The organism is Salinisphaera hydrothermalis C41B8 (assembly GCF_000732535.1).
Lineage (GTDB): Bacteria > Pseudomonadota > Gammaproteobacteria > Nevskiales > Salinisphaeraceae > Salinisphaera > Salinisphaera hydrothermalis.
Window position 1 is genome coordinate 93,097 of record NZ_APNK01000009.1, and the last position, 15,393, is coordinate 108,489.

At 64.8% G+C, this 15,393-nt stretch carries 16 protein-coding genes; 11 read left to right on the forward strand and 5 right to left on the reverse strand.

Annotation, left to right across the window (positions count from 1 at the left end):
- Window positions 1-21: 21 nt before the first annotated feature.
- Window positions 22-1,146 carry an enoyl-CoA hydratase/isomerase family protein gene (locus C41B8_RS08320; protein WP_037336529.1) on the reverse strand — a complete coding sequence of 375 codons (1,125 nt, stop codon included), beginning with the start codon at window positions 1,144-1,146 and terminating at the stop codon, window positions 22-24.
- Between the two features lie 135 nt (window positions 1,147-1,281).
- Here C41B8_RS08320 and C41B8_RS08325 point away from each other — a divergent pair, with 135 nt between their 5' ends.
- Window positions 1,282-1,536 (forward strand): Lpp/OprI family alanine-zipper lipoprotein, encoded by a 255-nt coding sequence (locus tag C41B8_RS08325; RefSeq protein ID WP_051883282.1) that lies wholly within the window; start codon window positions 1,282-1,284, stop codon window positions 1,534-1,536.
- Between the two features lie 130 nt (window positions 1,537-1,666).
- Here the strand turns inward: C41B8_RS08325 and C41B8_RS08330 are convergent, their stop codons facing one another.
- The 3 genes from C41B8_RS08330 to C41B8_RS08340 form a co-directional block, all read right to left on the reverse strand.
- On the reverse strand, window positions 1,667-2,650 hold the full coding sequence (locus C41B8_RS08330) for a L,D-transpeptidase family protein (RefSeq protein WP_051883283.1): 984 nt from the start codon (window positions 2,648-2,650) through the stop codon (window positions 1,667-1,669).
- A gap of 66 nt (window positions 2,651-2,716) precedes the next feature.
- A complete protein-coding gene (gene pdxH / locus C41B8_RS08335; protein WP_037336534.1) occupies window positions 2,717-3,361 on the reverse strand; it encodes a pyridoxamine 5'-phosphate oxidase in 645 nt (214 codons plus the stop codon).
- A 6-nt stretch (window positions 3,362-3,367) separates the two neighbouring features.
- Complete coding sequence (locus C41B8_RS08340) at window positions 3,368-3,577, reverse strand: dodecin (protein ID WP_037336536.1); 210 nt, start codon at window positions 3,575-3,577, stop codon at window positions 3,368-3,370.
- Window positions 3,578-3,699: 122 nt separating this feature from the next.
- On the opposite strand from C41B8_RS08340, the gene C41B8_RS08345 reads away from it, so the two are divergent.
- The 6 genes from C41B8_RS08345 (at window position 3,700) to C41B8_RS19550 (ending at window position 10,126) form a co-directional block, all read left to right on the forward strand.
- Window positions 3,700-4,686: a YhdH/YhfP family quinone oxidoreductase gene (locus C41B8_RS08345; RefSeq protein ID WP_037336621.1), complete on the forward strand. Its 987-nt coding sequence runs from the start codon at window positions 3,700-3,702 to the stop codon at window positions 4,684-4,686.
- Between the two features lie 45 nt (window positions 4,687-4,731).
- Window positions 4,732-5,862 (forward strand): bifunctional 2-methylcitrate synthase/citrate synthase, encoded by a 1,131-nt coding sequence (prpC, locus tag C41B8_RS08350; RefSeq protein WP_037336538.1) that lies wholly within the window; start codon window positions 4,732-4,734, stop codon window positions 5,860-5,862.
- A gap of 37 nt (window positions 5,863-5,899) precedes the next feature.
- Window positions 5,900-6,292, forward strand: a complete 393-nt coding sequence (locus C41B8_RS08355) for an MAPEG family protein (RefSeq protein ID WP_037336540.1) — start codon at window positions 5,900-5,902, stop codon at window positions 6,290-6,292.
- Between the two features lie 137 nt (window positions 6,293-6,429).
- Window positions 6,430-8,256, forward strand: coding sequence for a wax ester/triacylglycerol synthase family O-acyltransferase (locus C41B8_RS08360; RefSeq protein ID WP_084188718.1), 1,827 nt, complete (start codon window positions 6,430-6,432; stop codon window positions 8,254-8,256).
- A 38-nt stretch (window positions 8,257-8,294) separates the two neighbouring features.
- A complete protein-coding gene (locus C41B8_RS08370; protein WP_037336542.1) occupies window positions 8,295-9,740 on the forward strand; it encodes a bifunctional 2-methylcitrate dehydratase/aconitate hydratase in 1,446 nt (481 codons plus the stop codon).
- A 32-nt stretch (window positions 9,741-9,772) separates the two neighbouring features.
- Window positions 9,773-10,126 (forward strand): hypothetical protein, encoded by a 354-nt coding sequence (locus C41B8_RS19550; RefSeq protein WP_051883284.1) that lies wholly within the window; start codon window positions 9,773-9,775, stop codon window positions 10,124-10,126.
- A 33-nt stretch (window positions 10,127-10,159) separates the two neighbouring features.
- On the opposite strand, the gene C41B8_RS08380 is transcribed toward C41B8_RS19550, so the two are convergent.
- Window positions 10,160-10,588, reverse strand: a complete 429-nt coding sequence (locus tag C41B8_RS08380) for a hypothetical protein (RefSeq protein ID WP_037336544.1) — start codon at window positions 10,586-10,588, stop codon at window positions 10,160-10,162.
- A gap of 176 nt (window positions 10,589-10,764) precedes the next feature.
- Here C41B8_RS08380 and C41B8_RS08385 point away from each other — a divergent pair, with 176 nt between their 5' ends.
- From C41B8_RS08385 to C41B8_RS08400, 4 genes are all read left to right on the forward strand, one after another.
- Window positions 10,765-12,492, forward strand: a complete 1,728-nt coding sequence (locus tag C41B8_RS08385) for a glutamine--tRNA ligase/YqeY domain fusion protein (RefSeq protein WP_415752833.1) — start codon at window positions 10,765-10,767, stop codon at window positions 12,490-12,492.
- A gap of 217 nt (window positions 12,493-12,709) precedes the next feature.
- Window positions 12,710-13,357: a 16S rRNA (guanine(527)-N(7))-methyltransferase RsmG gene (gene rsmG, locus C41B8_RS08390; RefSeq protein ID WP_198025124.1), complete on the forward strand. Its 648-nt coding sequence runs from the start codon at window positions 12,710-12,712 to the stop codon at window positions 13,355-13,357.
- 105 nt (window positions 13,358-13,462) lie between these two features.
- Complete coding sequence (locus tag C41B8_RS08395; RefSeq protein WP_037336548.1) at window positions 13,463-14,302, forward strand: ParA family protein; 840 nt, start codon at window positions 13,463-13,465, stop codon at window positions 14,300-14,302.
- Window positions 14,303-14,449: 147 nt separating this feature from the next.
- Window positions 14,450-15,307, forward strand: coding sequence for a ParB/RepB/Spo0J family partition protein (locus C41B8_RS08400; protein ID WP_037336551.1), 858 nt, complete (start codon window positions 14,450-14,452; stop codon window positions 15,305-15,307).
- Window positions 15,308-15,393: the final 86 nt, after the last annotated feature.

A 15,393-nucleotide genomic window follows, 5' to 3' on the forward strand; every position in this document is an offset into this window, starting at 1 on the left:
TACCGCAGCGCCGTCGCTGGGTCAGAGCTGCGCTGGCGCGAGGTCCTCGAACGGGTGTGGCCCGGTCCAGGCGGGCTCGAAATGGGCATCGACATATTCGGTGGGCACATCGGCTACCCGGGTATAGCGCCAGCGCGGCTGGCGATCCTTGTCGATCAGCAGGGCGCGTACGCCTTCCGGAAGATCGGGCCGCGCGCAGCATTGCAGCGCCATGGCCAACTCCGTGCGAGCCACCTCGGCGAGCGAGAGCAATGCGCCCCCTTCGAGTTGACGATGGATGAGATGCGCCGTGACCGGGCAGCCCGCGGCGATGTTCGCGCCGGCTTCGGCCAGCCAGGGGTCGTCGGCGTCCGCCAAGGCCGACAGGCCGGCGACGATCGTTTCGAGATCGGCGCCGGCGGTCGCGGCGCGTAGGGCATCCAGATGCCCCGCGATCGGTGCCTCGCCTGCAGTGGCGGCCGGCCGGTTCGCCTCGGCCCAGCGCAGTGCGTCGGTCACGGCCGCCGCGGGGTCCGACCAGTCCGGAACCGCCGCCAGCGCCTCGATCACATCCGGTTTGGCATCGTGCCCGATCGCATGATCGGCCAGCCCCGTGAACAACGCATCGGCGGCGCCGAGCGTCGTGCCGGTGAAAGCGATGAAACGAGCCAGATAACGCGGCATACGATTGAAGAACCAGGTAGCCGCACAGTCTGGAAACAACCCGATCTTGATTTCGGGCATGGCCAGACGGCTGCTGCCGGTGACCACGCGATGCGAGGCGCCGGAAAACACGCCCATGCCACCGCCCATCACGATACCGTGGCCCCAGGCGATGCACGGTGTGTTCAGACGACGCAGGTCGTGGCAGAGGCGGTACTCGTGGGTAAAGAAACGATAGGGATAGTCGGCCTCGATTGCCCCGGTCGTGGCTCGATACAGATTGACGATATCGCCGCCGGCACAAAAAGCCTTGTCCGAGTCGGCGTCGATCAGAATGGCGACGATATCCTCGCGCGACTCCCAGCGATCGATCGCGGACTGAATGGCCTCGACCATCTCCAGCCGCAGAGCATTCAGGGCAGCCGGGTTGTCCAAAGTCAGGCGGCCAAGCCGGGCATTGTCGTTCAGTTTGATTTCAGTTTCGTGTACCCGGCTATCACTCATGCCTGGTCTCCTCGATTCAGAACCCGTGGGGCGCGAGGCCTGATCGTATCAACATCGAACCGAAGTTATGCTAGATTTAGTCAGCACGGTCGGGGGTTTCCGGTCGGAGCAAAGCAATAATCAGGAGTTGCTATTATGATCAAGACGGTTTTGAAGACTGCCTTCGCTGCCGGCATCGTCGCCGCCGCTGCTGGTTGTGCCAGCCAGAACGGCCCGATGCAGTCGCAGATCGACCAGGCCACCCGTAAGGCCGAATCGGCCCAGTCGACCGCCAACGAGGCTCAGCAGACCGCCAACCAGGCGCTGCAGACCGCCAACGAAGCGAAGTCGATGGCTCAGGCCAACTCGCAGCGTATGGAGCGTATGTTCCAGACTTCTCAGCAGAAGTAAGCGCTTAAGCGGGCGGGCTTGTCCCGCTTGTAAAAAAGCCCTGCCGTTTGGCAGGGCTTTTTTGTGTCCGCCCGGCGAGGTCCTCGACCCGGTCTAAGCCGAGCCGGAACGGTGGGGCCGGCGGATCGAATCAGCTCGACGCCGCGTCGGAGTGCGACGTGGTGTTCGGATTGTGCTTGCGTGGATCGGTGCCGATCGCCTCGGGGATGCCACGGCCCTGTTGTACGACCTTCTCGGCCGTCTCCCAATCGACCGGCGCCTTGGGCTCGTCCTTGGTCGCCGCAATCAGCGCTTGTACCCACGGCGTGTAGGACTGCACGGGCTTACTGTCGCCTTCGGGATGGGGCGGATGCACCTCCATCATCAGCGTATTGCCTTGCCAGCCGACTTTGTAGGGTTCGCTCACGATGTTCACGGGCGTGCCCTTGGGCACGAGTGCGAACAGCGTGGAAATATCCTCCGGGAACAGGCGAATACAGCCGTGGGAGACATGCATGCCGATGCCCGCCGGCTTGTTGGTGCCGTGAATTAGGTATGACGGCAGGCCCAGGCGCAGGGCGTACTGCCCGAGCGGGTTGTTCGGGCCGGCGGGGACCACGTCGGGCAGCGGATCGCCTTTCTTGGCATGCTCGGCCTTGATCGAGGCCGGGGGCGTCCAGGTCGGGTTCGGAATCTTCTGTGCCACGTGGGTGTGCGTCACCGGCGTGGCCCAGCCCTGGCGGCCGATGCCTACGGGAAAGGTGAAAACCTTGCCGGCGTATTTGCTTCCCTTGGGCGGGAAATAATAGATCCGCATCTCGGGCAGATTGATTACGATGCCCTTGCGCGGCACGTTGGGCAGGACGTATTCGGTCGGGATCACCAGCGGCGTGCCGTCGCCGGGCAGCCACGGGTCGACGTTCGGGTTGGCTTCGCGCAGGTCGCGATAGCCCACATCGTATTTACGGGCCAGGGCGACGAACGTATCCGATTTCTTGGTCTTGATGTGTTGCAGCTTGCCGACGACGTCCGAACCGGGGGGCGGCATGTCGTACACGGCGGCCAGCGCCGGCGTGGTAATGGCAACAACAAGACACAGGCAGGCCAGCCGGGCAACCAAACGCAACAGACTCATTTCATCTCCAAACGACAGCGGTGGGCCGGTACGGCCACGCCGAAAGGCGCATCGGGTAGCGGGCGATCAGGGCGACAGGCGCTCGATGCGCCAACCTGTTGATTCGTCCCGGACATAGCGTAGCCGATCGTGCAGTCGGCTGCGTCGCGCCTGCCAGAACTCGATGCGCTCCGGCGCGACGAGATAGCCGCCCCAGTGATCCGGGCGCGGCACTTCACGATCGGCGAAACGCGCCTCGACGTCGGCCAGCCGCTGGTCCAGTTCGGCTCGATCGGCCAGCCGCTGGCTCTGCAGCGACGCATGGGCGCCGAGCCGGCTGCCGCGGGAGCGACGCTGGAAATAGGCATCCGAGGTGGCTGCATCCAGTTTGCTCACCGCGCCGGTCACGCGGACCTGACGCTCGATCGGTTCCCACCAGAACACCAATGCGGCCCGCGGGTTCGCGGCCAGCGCTGTGCCCTTGTCGCTCTGGTAGTTGGTATAGAAGCGGAACCCGGCGTCGTCGAAGCCCTTCAGCAGCACGATGCGGGCCGAAGGGCTACCGTCGGGGTCGACCGTGGCCAGCGTCATGGCCGTCGGTTCGCGCAGCCCGCAGTCGGCGGCGCTGGCGTACCAGTCTGCAAACAGGGCGAGCGGATCGGCCGGGACGTTGGCTTCGATCAGGTCGGCCCGGTCCAGGTCGCCCTGCCAGGCGCTGGGTTGGTCGCTCATCTTCGGTCAGCTGGCGAGGGTGAAGCCGATCTTGACCGTCACCTGCCAGTGCGCGATCTCGTCATCCTCGATGTGGCCCCGGGTGTCGACCACCTGGAACCAGCGCATGTTCTTGATGCTCTTCGAGGCTTCGGCAACGGCCTTGCGCACGGCATCTTCCTGGCTGGTTTCGGAGGAACCGGTCAGTTCGATGGACTTATAGACGTTGTCACTCATCGCGGATCAGCGGTGGTTGGATGATGCGGCAAGCCTACGCCGAGCCCGATTCGCGCTCAAGCTTGTTCGTTCGGCATGCTGTGTTAAAAAAGCGGTGTTTTCACTTAACCACGGAGCGCGCCGTGAGAGCACTGCGGATCATCGACACCGAGGACGGCCCGCGCGGCCGGATCACGGAGATGGAACAGGCCGATCTGACCGCCGGCGAGGTGGTGATCGAGTCGCGTTATTCCAGTCTCAACTACAAGGACGCCCTGGCGATCACCGGGGCCGGCAAGATCGCGCGCAAGCGGCCGCTCAATGCCGGCATCGACGTGGCCGGCGTGGTGCAGGCCAGCGATGACACGCGGTTCGCGCCCGGCGACGAGGTGCTGGTGACCGGCTGGCAACTGTCGGAAACTCGCGACGGCGGCCTGGCCGACTACGTGCGCGTGCCCGCACATTGCGTGACCGCACTGCCGGCCGGCCTTACGGCCTGGGAAGCCATGGCGCTGGGCACGGCCGGTTTCACCGCGGGCCTGGCGATCTCGCGGCTGCGCGACAACTTCCAGAGCCCTGAGGCCGGCCCGATCCTGGTCACCGGCGCGTCCGGCGGGGTCGGTATGTTCGCCATCCAGATGCTGGCCCAGGCCGGGTTTTCGCCGGTGGCGGTGACGCGTCGCGTCGAGGCCCAGGGCCCGGCGCTGCGCGAACTCGGGGCCACCGACGTCATCGCGCCGGATACGCTCGATCTCGGCGGCAAGCCGCTCGGCTCCGAGACCTACGGCGGCGCAATCGATGCGCTCGGTGGCCCGGTACTGGCCGATCTGCTCGGGCATATCGTGCAATTCGGCAATGTCGCAGCCATTGGACTGGCCGCCGGGCCCAAGCTTGAGACCACCGTGCTCCCGTTCATCCTGCGGGGGGTGTCGTTGCTCGGCATCAATTCGGTGGAATGCCCGGCACCGCGCCGCGAGGCGGTCTGGGGCGATCTGGCCGGCGAGCTCAAGCCGGCAGGGCTGGATCGCATCGCCCATGAAACCATCGGTCTGAACGATGTTCAGGCGGTCTGCGAGGCGATCATGGCCGGCGAGCACAGCGGCCGCACGGTGGTCGACGTCACGCGCTGAGCGCGCCAAGCTGGAAGCAATAACAAACCACGAGGAGTTTCTGTCATGGCACAGAGCCAGAATACCGCCGGCCTGGCGGGCGTGACCGCCGGCAAGACCGCCATCTGCACGGTCGGGAAGGAAGGCGTCGGACTGACCTATCGCGGCTATGCCATCGACGATCTGGCGCGCCGCGCCGAGTTCGAGGAAGTGGCTTATCTGTTGCTCTACGGCGAGCTGCCGACGCGCTCCCAGCTGGAGGACTACAAGCGGCGCCTGGCGGCGCGGCGCGGCCTGCCGCAAGGCGTGAAGACCGCGCTGGAAGTGCTGCCGGCCGATACGCATCCGATGGATGTGATGCGCACCGGTGCCTCGGTGCTGGGCACGATCGAGCAGGAAAACGATCCGGCCGCCCAGCAGCACGATGTGGCCGATCGGCTGCTGGCCGCATTTCCGTCGATGCTGTTGTACTGGTATCACTTCACCCATTCGGGCGACCGCATCGAGGTCGAGACCGACGACGACCGTATCGGCGCGCATTTCCTGCATTTGCTGCACGGCGTGCGGCCGGACGAAGAATCGATCAAGGCGATGTCGACCTCGCTGATTCTCTATGCCGAGCATGAATTCAACGCCTCGACCTTCACCGCGCGGGTGATCACGGCCACGCTGTCGGATTTCTACTCGGCCGTGGTCGGGGCGATCGGCGCGCTGCGCGGTCCGCTGCACGGCGGCGCCAACGAAAAAGCCATGGCGCTGATCGAGTCGTTCTCCGATCCGGATGATGCCGAGGCCGGGCTGCGCCGGATGCTGGCGAACAAGGAAAAGATCATGGGCTTTGGGCACCGGGTCTATAAGACCGGCGACCCGCGCAATCCCATCATCAAGGCCTGGTCGGAACAGCTGGCCGGCGACGATCCCGAGCGGCGCAATCTGTATGCGATCTCGGAGCGCCTCGAGCAGGTCATGCAGGATGAAAAAGGCATGTTCCCCAATGCCGATTTCTATCACGCCACGGCCTATAACTTTCTCGGCATTCCGACCGAACTGTTCACGCCGATCTTCGTGATCTCGCGACTGACCGGCTGGGGGGCACATATCTTCGAGCAGCGGGCCGACAATCGCCTGATTCGCCCGAGCGCCGATTATATCGGGCCTGACACGCGCGAATTCGTGCCCATCGACGCACGCGGCTGATCGTGTCGAGACCGTCAACCATAATAAGGAGAACCGTATGATTCTGGCTTACTGGTGCGTGCTGATCGCCGCCTTCATGCCGCTGGGCTTCATCGGCTACGCGAAATTCGCCGGCAAGAACAAGATGGGCCCGCGCGAAAACCATACGCCGCGCGAATGGCTGGATCGCACCGAAGGCGCCCAGAAACGCGCCTACTGGGCGCAGCTCAACAGCTTCGAGGCGTTCCCGCCGTTCGCGGCCGGCGTGATCATCGCTGTGATCGCGGGCGGCGCGATCGGGGCCGTCAATACGCTGGCGGTGCTGTTCATCCTCCTGCGGCTGATCTACGGCTGGTGCTATATCACCGACCGCGCCACGTTGCGCAGCCTGGTCTGGTTCGCCGCCACGGCCTGCACCGTGGCCCTGTTCATCACCGCCGCCGTCGGCTGAGATCGCGCGCGATGACCGGCCTGCCGTGACATCGGCGAAAGAGCGGATATCGCGGGCCGGGCAACGGCGTATGCTCGAAACTGAGCGCCCGTTTCTATCATGGCGGGCCAGGACAACAGCGGCGCGCGAGGTGCGCTATGCAGACGAAACGACTCAATCTGGTGGATACCGCCTGGCTCAACGTGGAAACGCCCAACGCGCCGATGCAGGTCGGCGGGCTGCTGACATTCAAGATCCCCGACGATGCGCCGGCGGATTTCTGTGAGCGCCTGGTCGAGCACTGGCGACGTTACCCAACGGCCTTTCGCCCCTGGAATCAGCGTTTGCGCTCCGGCCGCCTGCGCAGCGTCGTGCCCGAATGGGAGCTGCTCGACGAAATCGATGTCGACTATCACTTCCGGCATTCGGCGCTGCCGTCGCCCGGCGGCGAACTTGAACTGGGTACGCTGACTTCGCGGCTGCACAGTCACCCGATCGACTTCGACTATCCGCCGTGGGAATGCCATCTGATCGAGGGCCTGGAGGACCGGCGCTTCGCGATCTACCTCAAGGTGCATCATTCGCTGATCGATGGTGTGGCCGGCATGCGGCTATTGGCGCGCGCGCTCGACGGCACGGCCGAAACCCGCGGTCGACCGCCGTTCTGGGCGATCGAGCCGAAGAAGCGACCGCGTAAGCCGCCCGAGGAAGTCCGCCCCGGCCTGTATCGCGCGGTCGCCCAGATGATCGGCGGCACCCGGGAACAGGTGACGTCGCTTTCCGGATTCGCGGGCGTGGTCCGCGATATGCTGCGGGCGGCTCGCTCCGGCAGCAATGCGATGGGGCTGCCGTTTGCCGCGCCGAGTTCGGTGCTCAACGGCCGGATCACCGCGCCCAGACGGTATGCGACCCAGCTGTATTCGCTGGCCGAGCTGCGTGGGCTAGCGCGCAACGCCGGCGGCACGGTCAACGATATCGTGCTCACGATCTGCGGCACGGCGCTGCGGCGCTATCTGCTCGAGATCAACGCGCTGCCGAAAAAGGCACTGACTGCGGGTATCCCGGTATCCGTACGCACGGCCGACAGCGACGACCAGGATGAGCACGGTAATGCCATTACGTTCATCATTTCGACGCTGGCCACGGACGAGCCCGACATGCGCAAGCGCTTCGAGACGATCGCAGCGTCGACGCGGGCGGCCAAGGCAAGCCTGGAGAAGTTATCCGCTTCGGCGATCACCCAGTACACGATCGCGTTGATGTCGCCGTATATCCTGTCGCTGGTTTCCGGCATGGCCGGGCGGACGCGGCCGGTATTCAACGTGACCGTGTCCAACCTGCCGGGGCCGCGCAAGCCGCTGTATATCAATGGCGCCGAGATGGAGGTGTTCTACCCGACGTCGCTGGTCACCCACGGTCAGGCGCTGAACATCACCGTGCACGGCTATGCCGATACGCTGGGCTTCGGCTTCATCGGTTGTCGCGACAGCCTGCCGTCGCTGCAGCATATCGCGGTCTATGCCGGCGAAGCGTTGGACGAGCTGCGCCAACTCTACGGTCAGCCGGCCAGCGCGCCGGCAGCAAGCGCCGCCGAACCGGCGGAGGCCACGCCCGCTCAACCGGCCCCGACCAAGGCCCGGAGTCAGGGCAAGACCCAAGCCAAGACCCAAGCCAAGACCCAAGCCAAGACCCAAGCCAAGACCCAAGCCAAGACCCAAGCCAAGACCCAAGCCAAGACCCAAGCCAAGACTGAGGCTCGCAAACGATCGACTGGCACGTCCGCGCGTAGCCGGGCCAAACCCCGCCAGGCCAAAACCAGCCAGTCCAGCGGGGATGGCAAGGCCGCCGGCAGCGGTCGCAGCGCCACCCGGCAGAGCAAGAGCGGGGCGAAAAACGCGTCCAATAAAACGCGCAGCCCACGCCAGGCCGCCAAGACGACCCAGGACAAGAAAACGACCGGCCCGTCGAGCGATTCGAATGACTGACGAGCCGTCGCATCCGATTTCAACCAACTGCAGGTGTTATGAGCCACGATAACCGTTCCGCCTCGCGCGTCCCCTTCGATACCGTCATCACCCGCATCGCCGATTATGTCTGCGACGCCGAGATTGACAGCGCCGAAGCCCTGGAAACCGCCCGCTACTGCCTGATCGACACTCTGGGCTGCGGCCTGCAGGCGTTGTCTTACCCGGCCTGCACCAAGCTCATGGGGCCGGTGGTCGAAGGCGCCACACTCGACAACGGCGCGCGCGTACCGGGCACGTCCTATGCCCTGGACCCGGTGACGGCTGCCTTCAACATCGGCTGCATGATCCGCTGGCTGGACTTCAACGACACCTGGCTGGCTGCGGAATGGGGTCATCCGTCGGACAACCTCGGCGGCATCCTCGCCGTGGCCGACTATGTCTCCCGGCGCAACATTGCCCGGGGCGAGGCCCCGCTGACCCTGCGTGATGTGCTGGTGGCCATGGTCAAGGCGCATGAAATCCAGGGCGTGCTGGCCCTCGAAAACAGCTTCAACCGGGTCGGTCTGGATCACGTCCTGCTGGTGCGCATCGCCACCTGTGCCGTGGTCACGCAGATGCTCGGCGGGACCAGGGACGAGGTGACCAACGCGGTGAGCCACGCGTTTATCGATGGCGGCGCGCTGCGCACCTATCGCCATGCGCCCAATACCGGCCCGCGCAAGTCCTGGGCGGCCGGCGACGCGACCTCGCGCGGCGTGCTGCTGGCGTTGCGTGTGCTGCGCGGCGAAATCGGCTATCCGTCGGCGCTGACCGCGCCGACCTGGGGTTTTCAGGATGCGCTGTTCCGTGGTGAAGAAATCACGCTCGGCCAGGACTTCGGCAGCTATGTCATGGAGCAGATCCTGTTCAAGATCAGCTTCCCGGCCGAATTCCATGCCCAGACTGCGGTAGAGGCCGCACTGACGTTGCACCCGGAAGTGGTCGACCGGCTCGACGATATCGACCGTATCCGGATCGAGACCCAGGAATCCGGCGTGCGCATCATCGACAAGACCGGCCCGCTGGATAACCCGGCCGATCGCGACCACTGCATTCAGTACATGGTGGCGGTTCCGCTCATCTTCGGTCGCCTGACCGCAGCTGACTACGAAGACAATGTCGCCGCCGATCCGAGGATCGATGCGCTGCGCGCCAAGATGGAAGTAGTCGAGAACGAGCGCTTTACGCGCGAGTATCTGGAAGCCGACAAGCGCGCCATCGGCAATGCCGTGCAGGTGTTCTTCAACGACGGATCGGCGACCGAGAACGTCTCCGTCGACTATCCGATCGGGCATCGCCGGCGTCGCGACGAGGGGATTCCCGAGCTCAAGAAAAAGTTCGCGGCCAATTTGGCGCTCAAGATCGCGCCGAAGAACGCAGGCCGGATTCACGAGATCGTCGCCGATCAGGCCCGGACCGAAGCCACGGCCGTACCGGATTTCACCGATCTATTCGTTGTCTGAACGACCAGGCGGGGCTGACACAGGAGGAGACCATGGCTGAACCCGTTATCGGATGCCCGATTTCCGGCGAGCTGGCCGATCGTGCTCGGCAGACCATCAAGGATCTGCGGCATGCGCCCGAGCAGGTGCATCGCGACCATGTCGTCGAACTCATCCTCGAATTGACCGAGACGTCCTTCGACTATCATTTTCAGCGACCGCTACGATCGCTGGGCGTGGGGTTCGCAACGCGCAAGAGCATCGACTACGGGCTGAAGGGCGCGATGCGGGTGATTCGATCGAGCATGCAGCGCGTGATTCGCGGGTTGGAACACGATCACTACGCGAAAGTGGCCGATTTTCTGGAGGACGCCTACTTTCCGGAAGCGGCCGGCGATCGATCCTGAGACGTCAGGATCGTCGCCGACCGTAGCCGCTGACTACCAGCGGCCAAACACGCCGCGGTCATCGTCGTCGTGGTGCCAGCCGTCGCGGGCGTAGCGATGGTCATAGCGATGATCGTCGCCATAACGGCGATGATCATAGTGATCGCGATGCTCGCCGCGCCAGCCGTAGCGATGGTCCCGGTCGTAGCGATAGTGGCGATAGTCGCGCCGGTCGTGATCCCGGTAATGGTCGTGATCGCGATGAAACGTGCGATGCATGTCGTCACGATCGTGGTGTCGATAGTGATCGAAGTCGTGGGCCTGGGCGGCACCGATGCCGGTGGCGAGCAGCGCCAGGACGGCCAGCGGCGCGCTGAACCGCGTGAGCCAGCGCGAGCGAGACTGGGTATTCGTCTTGTTCATGAGGATCTCCGTGCCGAGCGCGATGCTCGTTTCGTGATACTGAAGCCAGTCTAGGCGCATCGTATGAATCGTTCATTAATAATTTAACGACGCGCGAAAGCGCGGTATCAAGAGATCGCGAGCCCGGTGAATCGGGGCGAGCCGGCCCCGGGGCGGCCAGCGATGACGTTCAACCCGTTATAATTCGCCGCTGTTTCGTCGACGGGCCGCATGGCTCGTCGATCTTCGCGACGCGTATTGACGAGCCGGCCGCTATGAGCAACAACGACGCCCACGACGCCCCTGCCGAAAAGACTGGCGGTACCAATTTCCTGCGCACGCTGATCGCCGAGCAGATCGCCTCGGGCGAGCATCGCGGCGAGGTGGTGACCCGGTTTCCGCCCGAGCCGAACGGTTATCTGCATATCGGCCACGCCGCCTCGATCTGCCTGAACTTCGGGCTGGCCGAGCATTTCGGCGGCCGTTGCCGTCTGCGCTTCGACGACACCAATCCGGACGCCGAAGACCAGGAATACATCGATTCCATTCAGGCCGATATCCACTGGCTGGGCTTCGAATGGGACGGCGAGGTGCGCTATACGTCGAGCTATTTCGATACGCTCTACGACTACGCGCTCACATTGATCGACGCCGGCCTGGCCTACGTCGACGAGCTCTCGCCGGAACAGATTCGCGAATACCGCGGCACGCTCACCGAGCCGGGCAAAAACAGCCCGTATCGCGACCGCGACCCGGTCGAGTCGCGTGCGATGTTCGAGGCGATGGCGAACGGCGAATATGCCGAGGGCACGGCCAGTCTGCGCGCGAAGATCGATATGGCCTCGGGCAATATCAACCTGCGCGATCCGGTCATCTATCGTATTCGCAACAAGGCGCACCACCAGACCGGCAATAAATGGTGCGTGTATCCGTCCTACGACTTCGCGCACGGCCAGTCGGATGCTATCGAGGGTGTCACGCACTCGATCTGTACGCTGGAATTCGAAGACCATCGTCCGCTCTACAACTGGTTGATCGAGCATCTGCCGGTGCCGAGCCATCCGGTGCAGTACGAGTTCGCGCGGGTGAACCTCAACTACACCATCACCAGCAAGCGCAAGCTGCGCCGGCTGGTCGACGAAAACATCGTCGACGGCTGGGACGATCCGCGCATGCCGACGATTTCCGGTATTCGGCGGCGCGGCTACACGCCGGAATCCATTCGTAATTTCTGCGAAATGGTCGGGGTGTCGCGCAGCGGCGGCACGGTCGACGCGGCGCTGCTGGAACACGCGATCCGGGATGACCTGAACACCAACGCCGCGCGTGCGATGTGCGTGCTCGATCCGCTGAAGGTGGTCATCACCAACTGGGAGGAAGGCCATGTGGAAACGCTCACCGCGCCCGGCCATCCCAATCGTGACGACATGGGCGAGCGCCGCCTGCCGCTGACCCGCGAGATCTATATCGAGAAAGAGGATTTCCGCGAGGAGGCCAACAAGAAGTACAAGCGGTTGGTGCTCGGCAAGAAGGTGCGGCTGCGCAATGCCTACGTCATCGAAGCGCAGGACGTGGTCAAGAACGACGCCGGCGAGATCGTCGAGGTGCACTGCACCTATGATCCGGACACGCTCGGCGCCAATCCGGCCGACGGCAGCAAGCCCAAGGGCGTGATCCACTGGGTGTCGGCGACGCATGGCAAGCAGGCGCTGGTCCGCGTCTACGACCGGCTGTTCTCGGTCGAAAATCCGGCCCGCGAAGAAGAATTGCTCGACGGCCTGAACCCGTTCTCGCTGACCGTACACCGCGGCTGCTGGATCGAGCCGGATGCGGCCGAGGTCGCGCCGGAAACCCGGCTCCAGTTCGAACGCACCGGTTATTTCGTGGCCGATCGCTATGAGCATGCCCCGGGCGCGCCGGTGTTCAATCGCGTGGTCGCCCTGCGCGACACCTGGGCCAAGATCGAGGCCCGCGGCAACGCCTGAGCGGTCTGGACGGCTGACGCGCTGGCGGCTGCGGTACTGATCCGACGCGTGCTCACGCTGCCCGGCGGCGGTGTCTGGCTGTTCGACGGCACAGAGCTGCACGTGCGGCCCGCGGTCGCGGATTTGTCGCCCCGGCTGGAGGGTGCCGGCCACGTCTCGGCTTGAAAAACGGTATGCTGCCCGGCTTTGCCGGGATCACATCGGGGGATCGATCATCATGGCCATGACCGACTGGAACGCCTGTGCACAACGGTTGCATGCCGGGATGGACGCACTGGGCATGTCGGGCGAGGCCGAGACGGGCGACCGCCTGATCGATTATCTGCGCGAGCTGAACACCTGGAACGCGACCTACAATCTCACCGCCGTACGCGATCCGGAGGCGATGGTGACGCGGCATCTGCTGGATTGTCTGGCCGTATCGGATTTCGTGGTGGGCGCCAATCTGGCCGACGTCGGTGCCGGGCCGGGGCTGCCCGGGCTGGTGCTGGCGATTGCGCGGCCGCAGCTGGCGGTTACGCTGGTGGAATCGAATCGCAAGAAGGCGTCGTTTCTGCGTCACGTGCGGCGTCAGCTCGGCCTGGAGAATGTCGAGGTGGTTCAGTCGCGGGTCGAGGACTTCAAACCCGCGCGGCGTTTCGACTGCGTCATCACGCGCGCTTTTGCCACCGCCGGCGATACCGTGCGCGGCTCGGGTCATCTGATCGCGCCAGGCGGCCGGTTCGTGCTCATGAAAGGGCGCGATCCGGCCGCTGAAATGGATGATTTGCCGCTGGATTTCCGGCATGTCGAAACCGTGGCCGTGACCGTGCCGGGGCTCGGCGCAGAGCGGCATGTGGCGATTCTCGAACCCGGGTTGATCTAGCGATCAGCCGTTCGGGCCGGTCACGGCTCGTTCGCGCATGCGATAGACTCGGGTCGCGCACGACTCGGGGTTGTTTCACCGGCGCCAAACGCCAGGCATGTTTTCATGAGCAATATCATCGCCATAGCCAACCAGAAAGGCGGTGTGGGCAAGACCACCACCGCGATCAATCTGGCCGCCGCCCTGGCCGAGGCCGAGCAGCGCGTGCTGCTGGTCGATATGGATGCCCAGGGCAATGCCACCATGGGCGTGGGCGTGGACAAGAACGCGCTCGAGGCGACGGTCTGCGATTTTCTGCTCGGCGACAAGGGCGTGGCGGAAGCGCTGGAAGTGGTGGCCGACGGCTCGTTCTATCTGCTCGGCGCCAATGGCGACATGACCGCGGCCGAAGTCGGTCTGCGCGAGCGTGGCGGCGGGCGCTCGGCCTTGAAGAACGCCCTGGCTTCGATCGCCGACAGCTTCGACTATGTCGTAATTGACTGCCCACCGGCCCTGTCGATGCTCACCGTGAACGCGCTGGTCGCGGCGCGCGGGGTGATCATTCCCATGCAGTGCGAGTACTACGCGCTTGAAGGGTTGTCGGCGTTGCTGGAGACGATCGACAGCGTGCGCCAGCGCATCAATCCCGAGCTGACCGTCGAGGGCGTGTTACGCACCATGTACGACGGGCGCAACCGGCTCACCGGCGATGTATCGGCGCAGCTGATCGACTATTTCGGCGATTCGGTCTACAAGACCGTGATCCCGCGTAACGTACGTCTGGCCGAGGCGCCGAGCCATGGCTTGTCGGTACTGGAATACGACAGCAGCGCCACCGGCTCGGCCGCCTATCGATCGCTGGCCGCCGAATTGCTGGGGCGCGACGACAGCGAAGTGATGACCGCGCCGACCGGGGGCGCGCGGCGTGCGGTATCCTCGCTGTTCGGGCGACGCGGTAAGCGCTAGCGCCAGGCGCGCACCGTCGCGCCCGTCGTAACGTGGCGGTGGGCCGAAACCGGCTGCCGCGTGGTTTTACAATGAGTGGCAACAGCCGACAGGCCGCCAGCGCGTTGCGTACGACGGGCGGCGGCGCCAGACCATCAGGGCGAAGCTATGGCACAGAAGAAGCGGGGCCTCGGCCGGGGCCTGGAATCCCTGCTTGCGAACGACTATGAACAGGCGGCGGCTTCCGGCGCGCTGACCGAAGTCGCGCTCGACGATCTCTCGCCCGGGCGCTATCAGCCGCGCCGCGACATGGACGCCGATGCGCTGGAAGCGCTGGCCGCGTCCATTCGGGCGCAGGGTGTGGTCCAGCCGCTGGTTGTGCGTCGACGCGACGACGATCCCGAGCGCTACGAGATCATCGCCGGCGAACGCCGGTGGCGCGCCTCCCGCATGGCCGGGCTCGAAACCGTGCCCGCGGTGGTGCGCGAACTCGCCGATGACGCGGCCATGGCGATCGCCCTGATCGAGAACATTCAGCGCGAGGATCTCAACCCGCTGGAAATCTCGGCCGCGCTCAAGCGCCTGATCGAGGAATACGGCATGACGCATGCCGCCTGCGCTGAAGCCGTGGGCCGTTCGCGGGCCTCGGTGTCGAACTTGCTGCGTCTTGCGGATCTGAATGCCGATGTCGCCGATCGGCTGCGGGGCGGCGAGATCGAGATGGGCCATGCACGCGCGCTGCTGGCGCTGACGGGCGACGAACAATCCGCCGCGGCCGAGCGCGTGGTCGCCCGTCGCCTGACCGTACGCCAGACCGAATCGCTGGTGCGCACCATGCTCGCCGGCGAGACGTCGGCCGCGCCGAAGCCCGAACGCGACGCCACGGTCGAACGCCTGGAATCGAGCCTGGCCAAGCGGCTGGAGGCCGGCGTGCGCATCGAGCCCGATCGTCGCGGCGGCGGGCGCGTGGTCATTCGCTATAAATCGGCCGAAGAGCTGGATGCCCTCGTGGGACGCTTCGACTGACAGTCATCGAGCGTGGAATCGATACCACATTGGTCTCGAATTGGTTGTCATGTACATGGAGCGTGCGCGTAACTACGCGCCAACTG

Coding starts and splice junctions, on each gene's coding strand:
- C41B8_RS08330 (WP_051883283.1), bottom strand. CDS start 2,650: ATGAGTCTGTTGCGTTTGGTTGCCCGGCTGGCCTGCCTGTGTCTTGTT.
- C41B8_RS08355 (WP_037336540.1), top strand. CDS start 5,900: ATGATTCTGGCTTACTGGTGCGTGCTGATCGCCGCCTTCATGCCGCTG.
- prpC (WP_037336538.1), top strand. CDS start 4,732: ATGGCACAGAGCCAGAATACCGCCGGCCTGGCGGGCGTGACCGCCGGC.
- C41B8_RS08370 (WP_037336542.1), top strand. CDS start 8,295: ATGAGCCACGATAACCGTTCCGCCTCGCGCGTCCCCTTCGATACCGTC.
- C41B8_RS08320 (WP_037336529.1), bottom strand. CDS start 1,146: ATGAGTGATAGCCGGGTACACGAAACTGAAATCAAACTGAACGACAAT.
- C41B8_RS08325 (WP_051883282.1), top strand. CDS start 1,282: ATGATCAAGACGGTTTTGAAGACTGCCTTCGCTGCCGGCATCGTCGCC.
- pdxH (WP_037336534.1), bottom strand. CDS start 3,361: ATGAGCGACCAACCCAGCGCCTGGCAGGGCGACCTGGACCGGGCCGAC.
- C41B8_RS19550 (WP_051883284.1), top strand. CDS start 9,773: ATGGCTGAACCCGTTATCGGATGCCCGATTTCCGGCGAGCTGGCCGAT.
- C41B8_RS08380 (WP_037336544.1), bottom strand. CDS start 10,588: ATGCGCCTAGACTGGCTTCAGTATCACGAAACGAGCATCGCGCTCGGC.
- rsmG (WP_198025124.1), top strand. CDS start 12,710: ATGGCCATGACCGACTGGAACGCCTGTGCACAACGGTTGCATGCCGGG.
- C41B8_RS08340 (WP_037336536.1), bottom strand. CDS start 3,577: ATGAGTGACAACGTCTATAAGTCCATCGAACTGACCGGTTCCTCCGAA.
- C41B8_RS08395 (WP_037336548.1), top strand. CDS start 13,463: ATGAGCAATATCATCGCCATAGCCAACCAGAAAGGCGGTGTGGGCAAG.
- C41B8_RS08360 (WP_084188718.1), top strand. CDS start 6,430: ATGCAGACGAAACGACTCAATCTGGTGGATACCGCCTGGCTCAACGTG.
- C41B8_RS08400 (WP_037336551.1), top strand. CDS start 14,450: ATGGCACAGAAGAAGCGGGGCCTCGGCCGGGGCCTGGAATCCCTGCTT.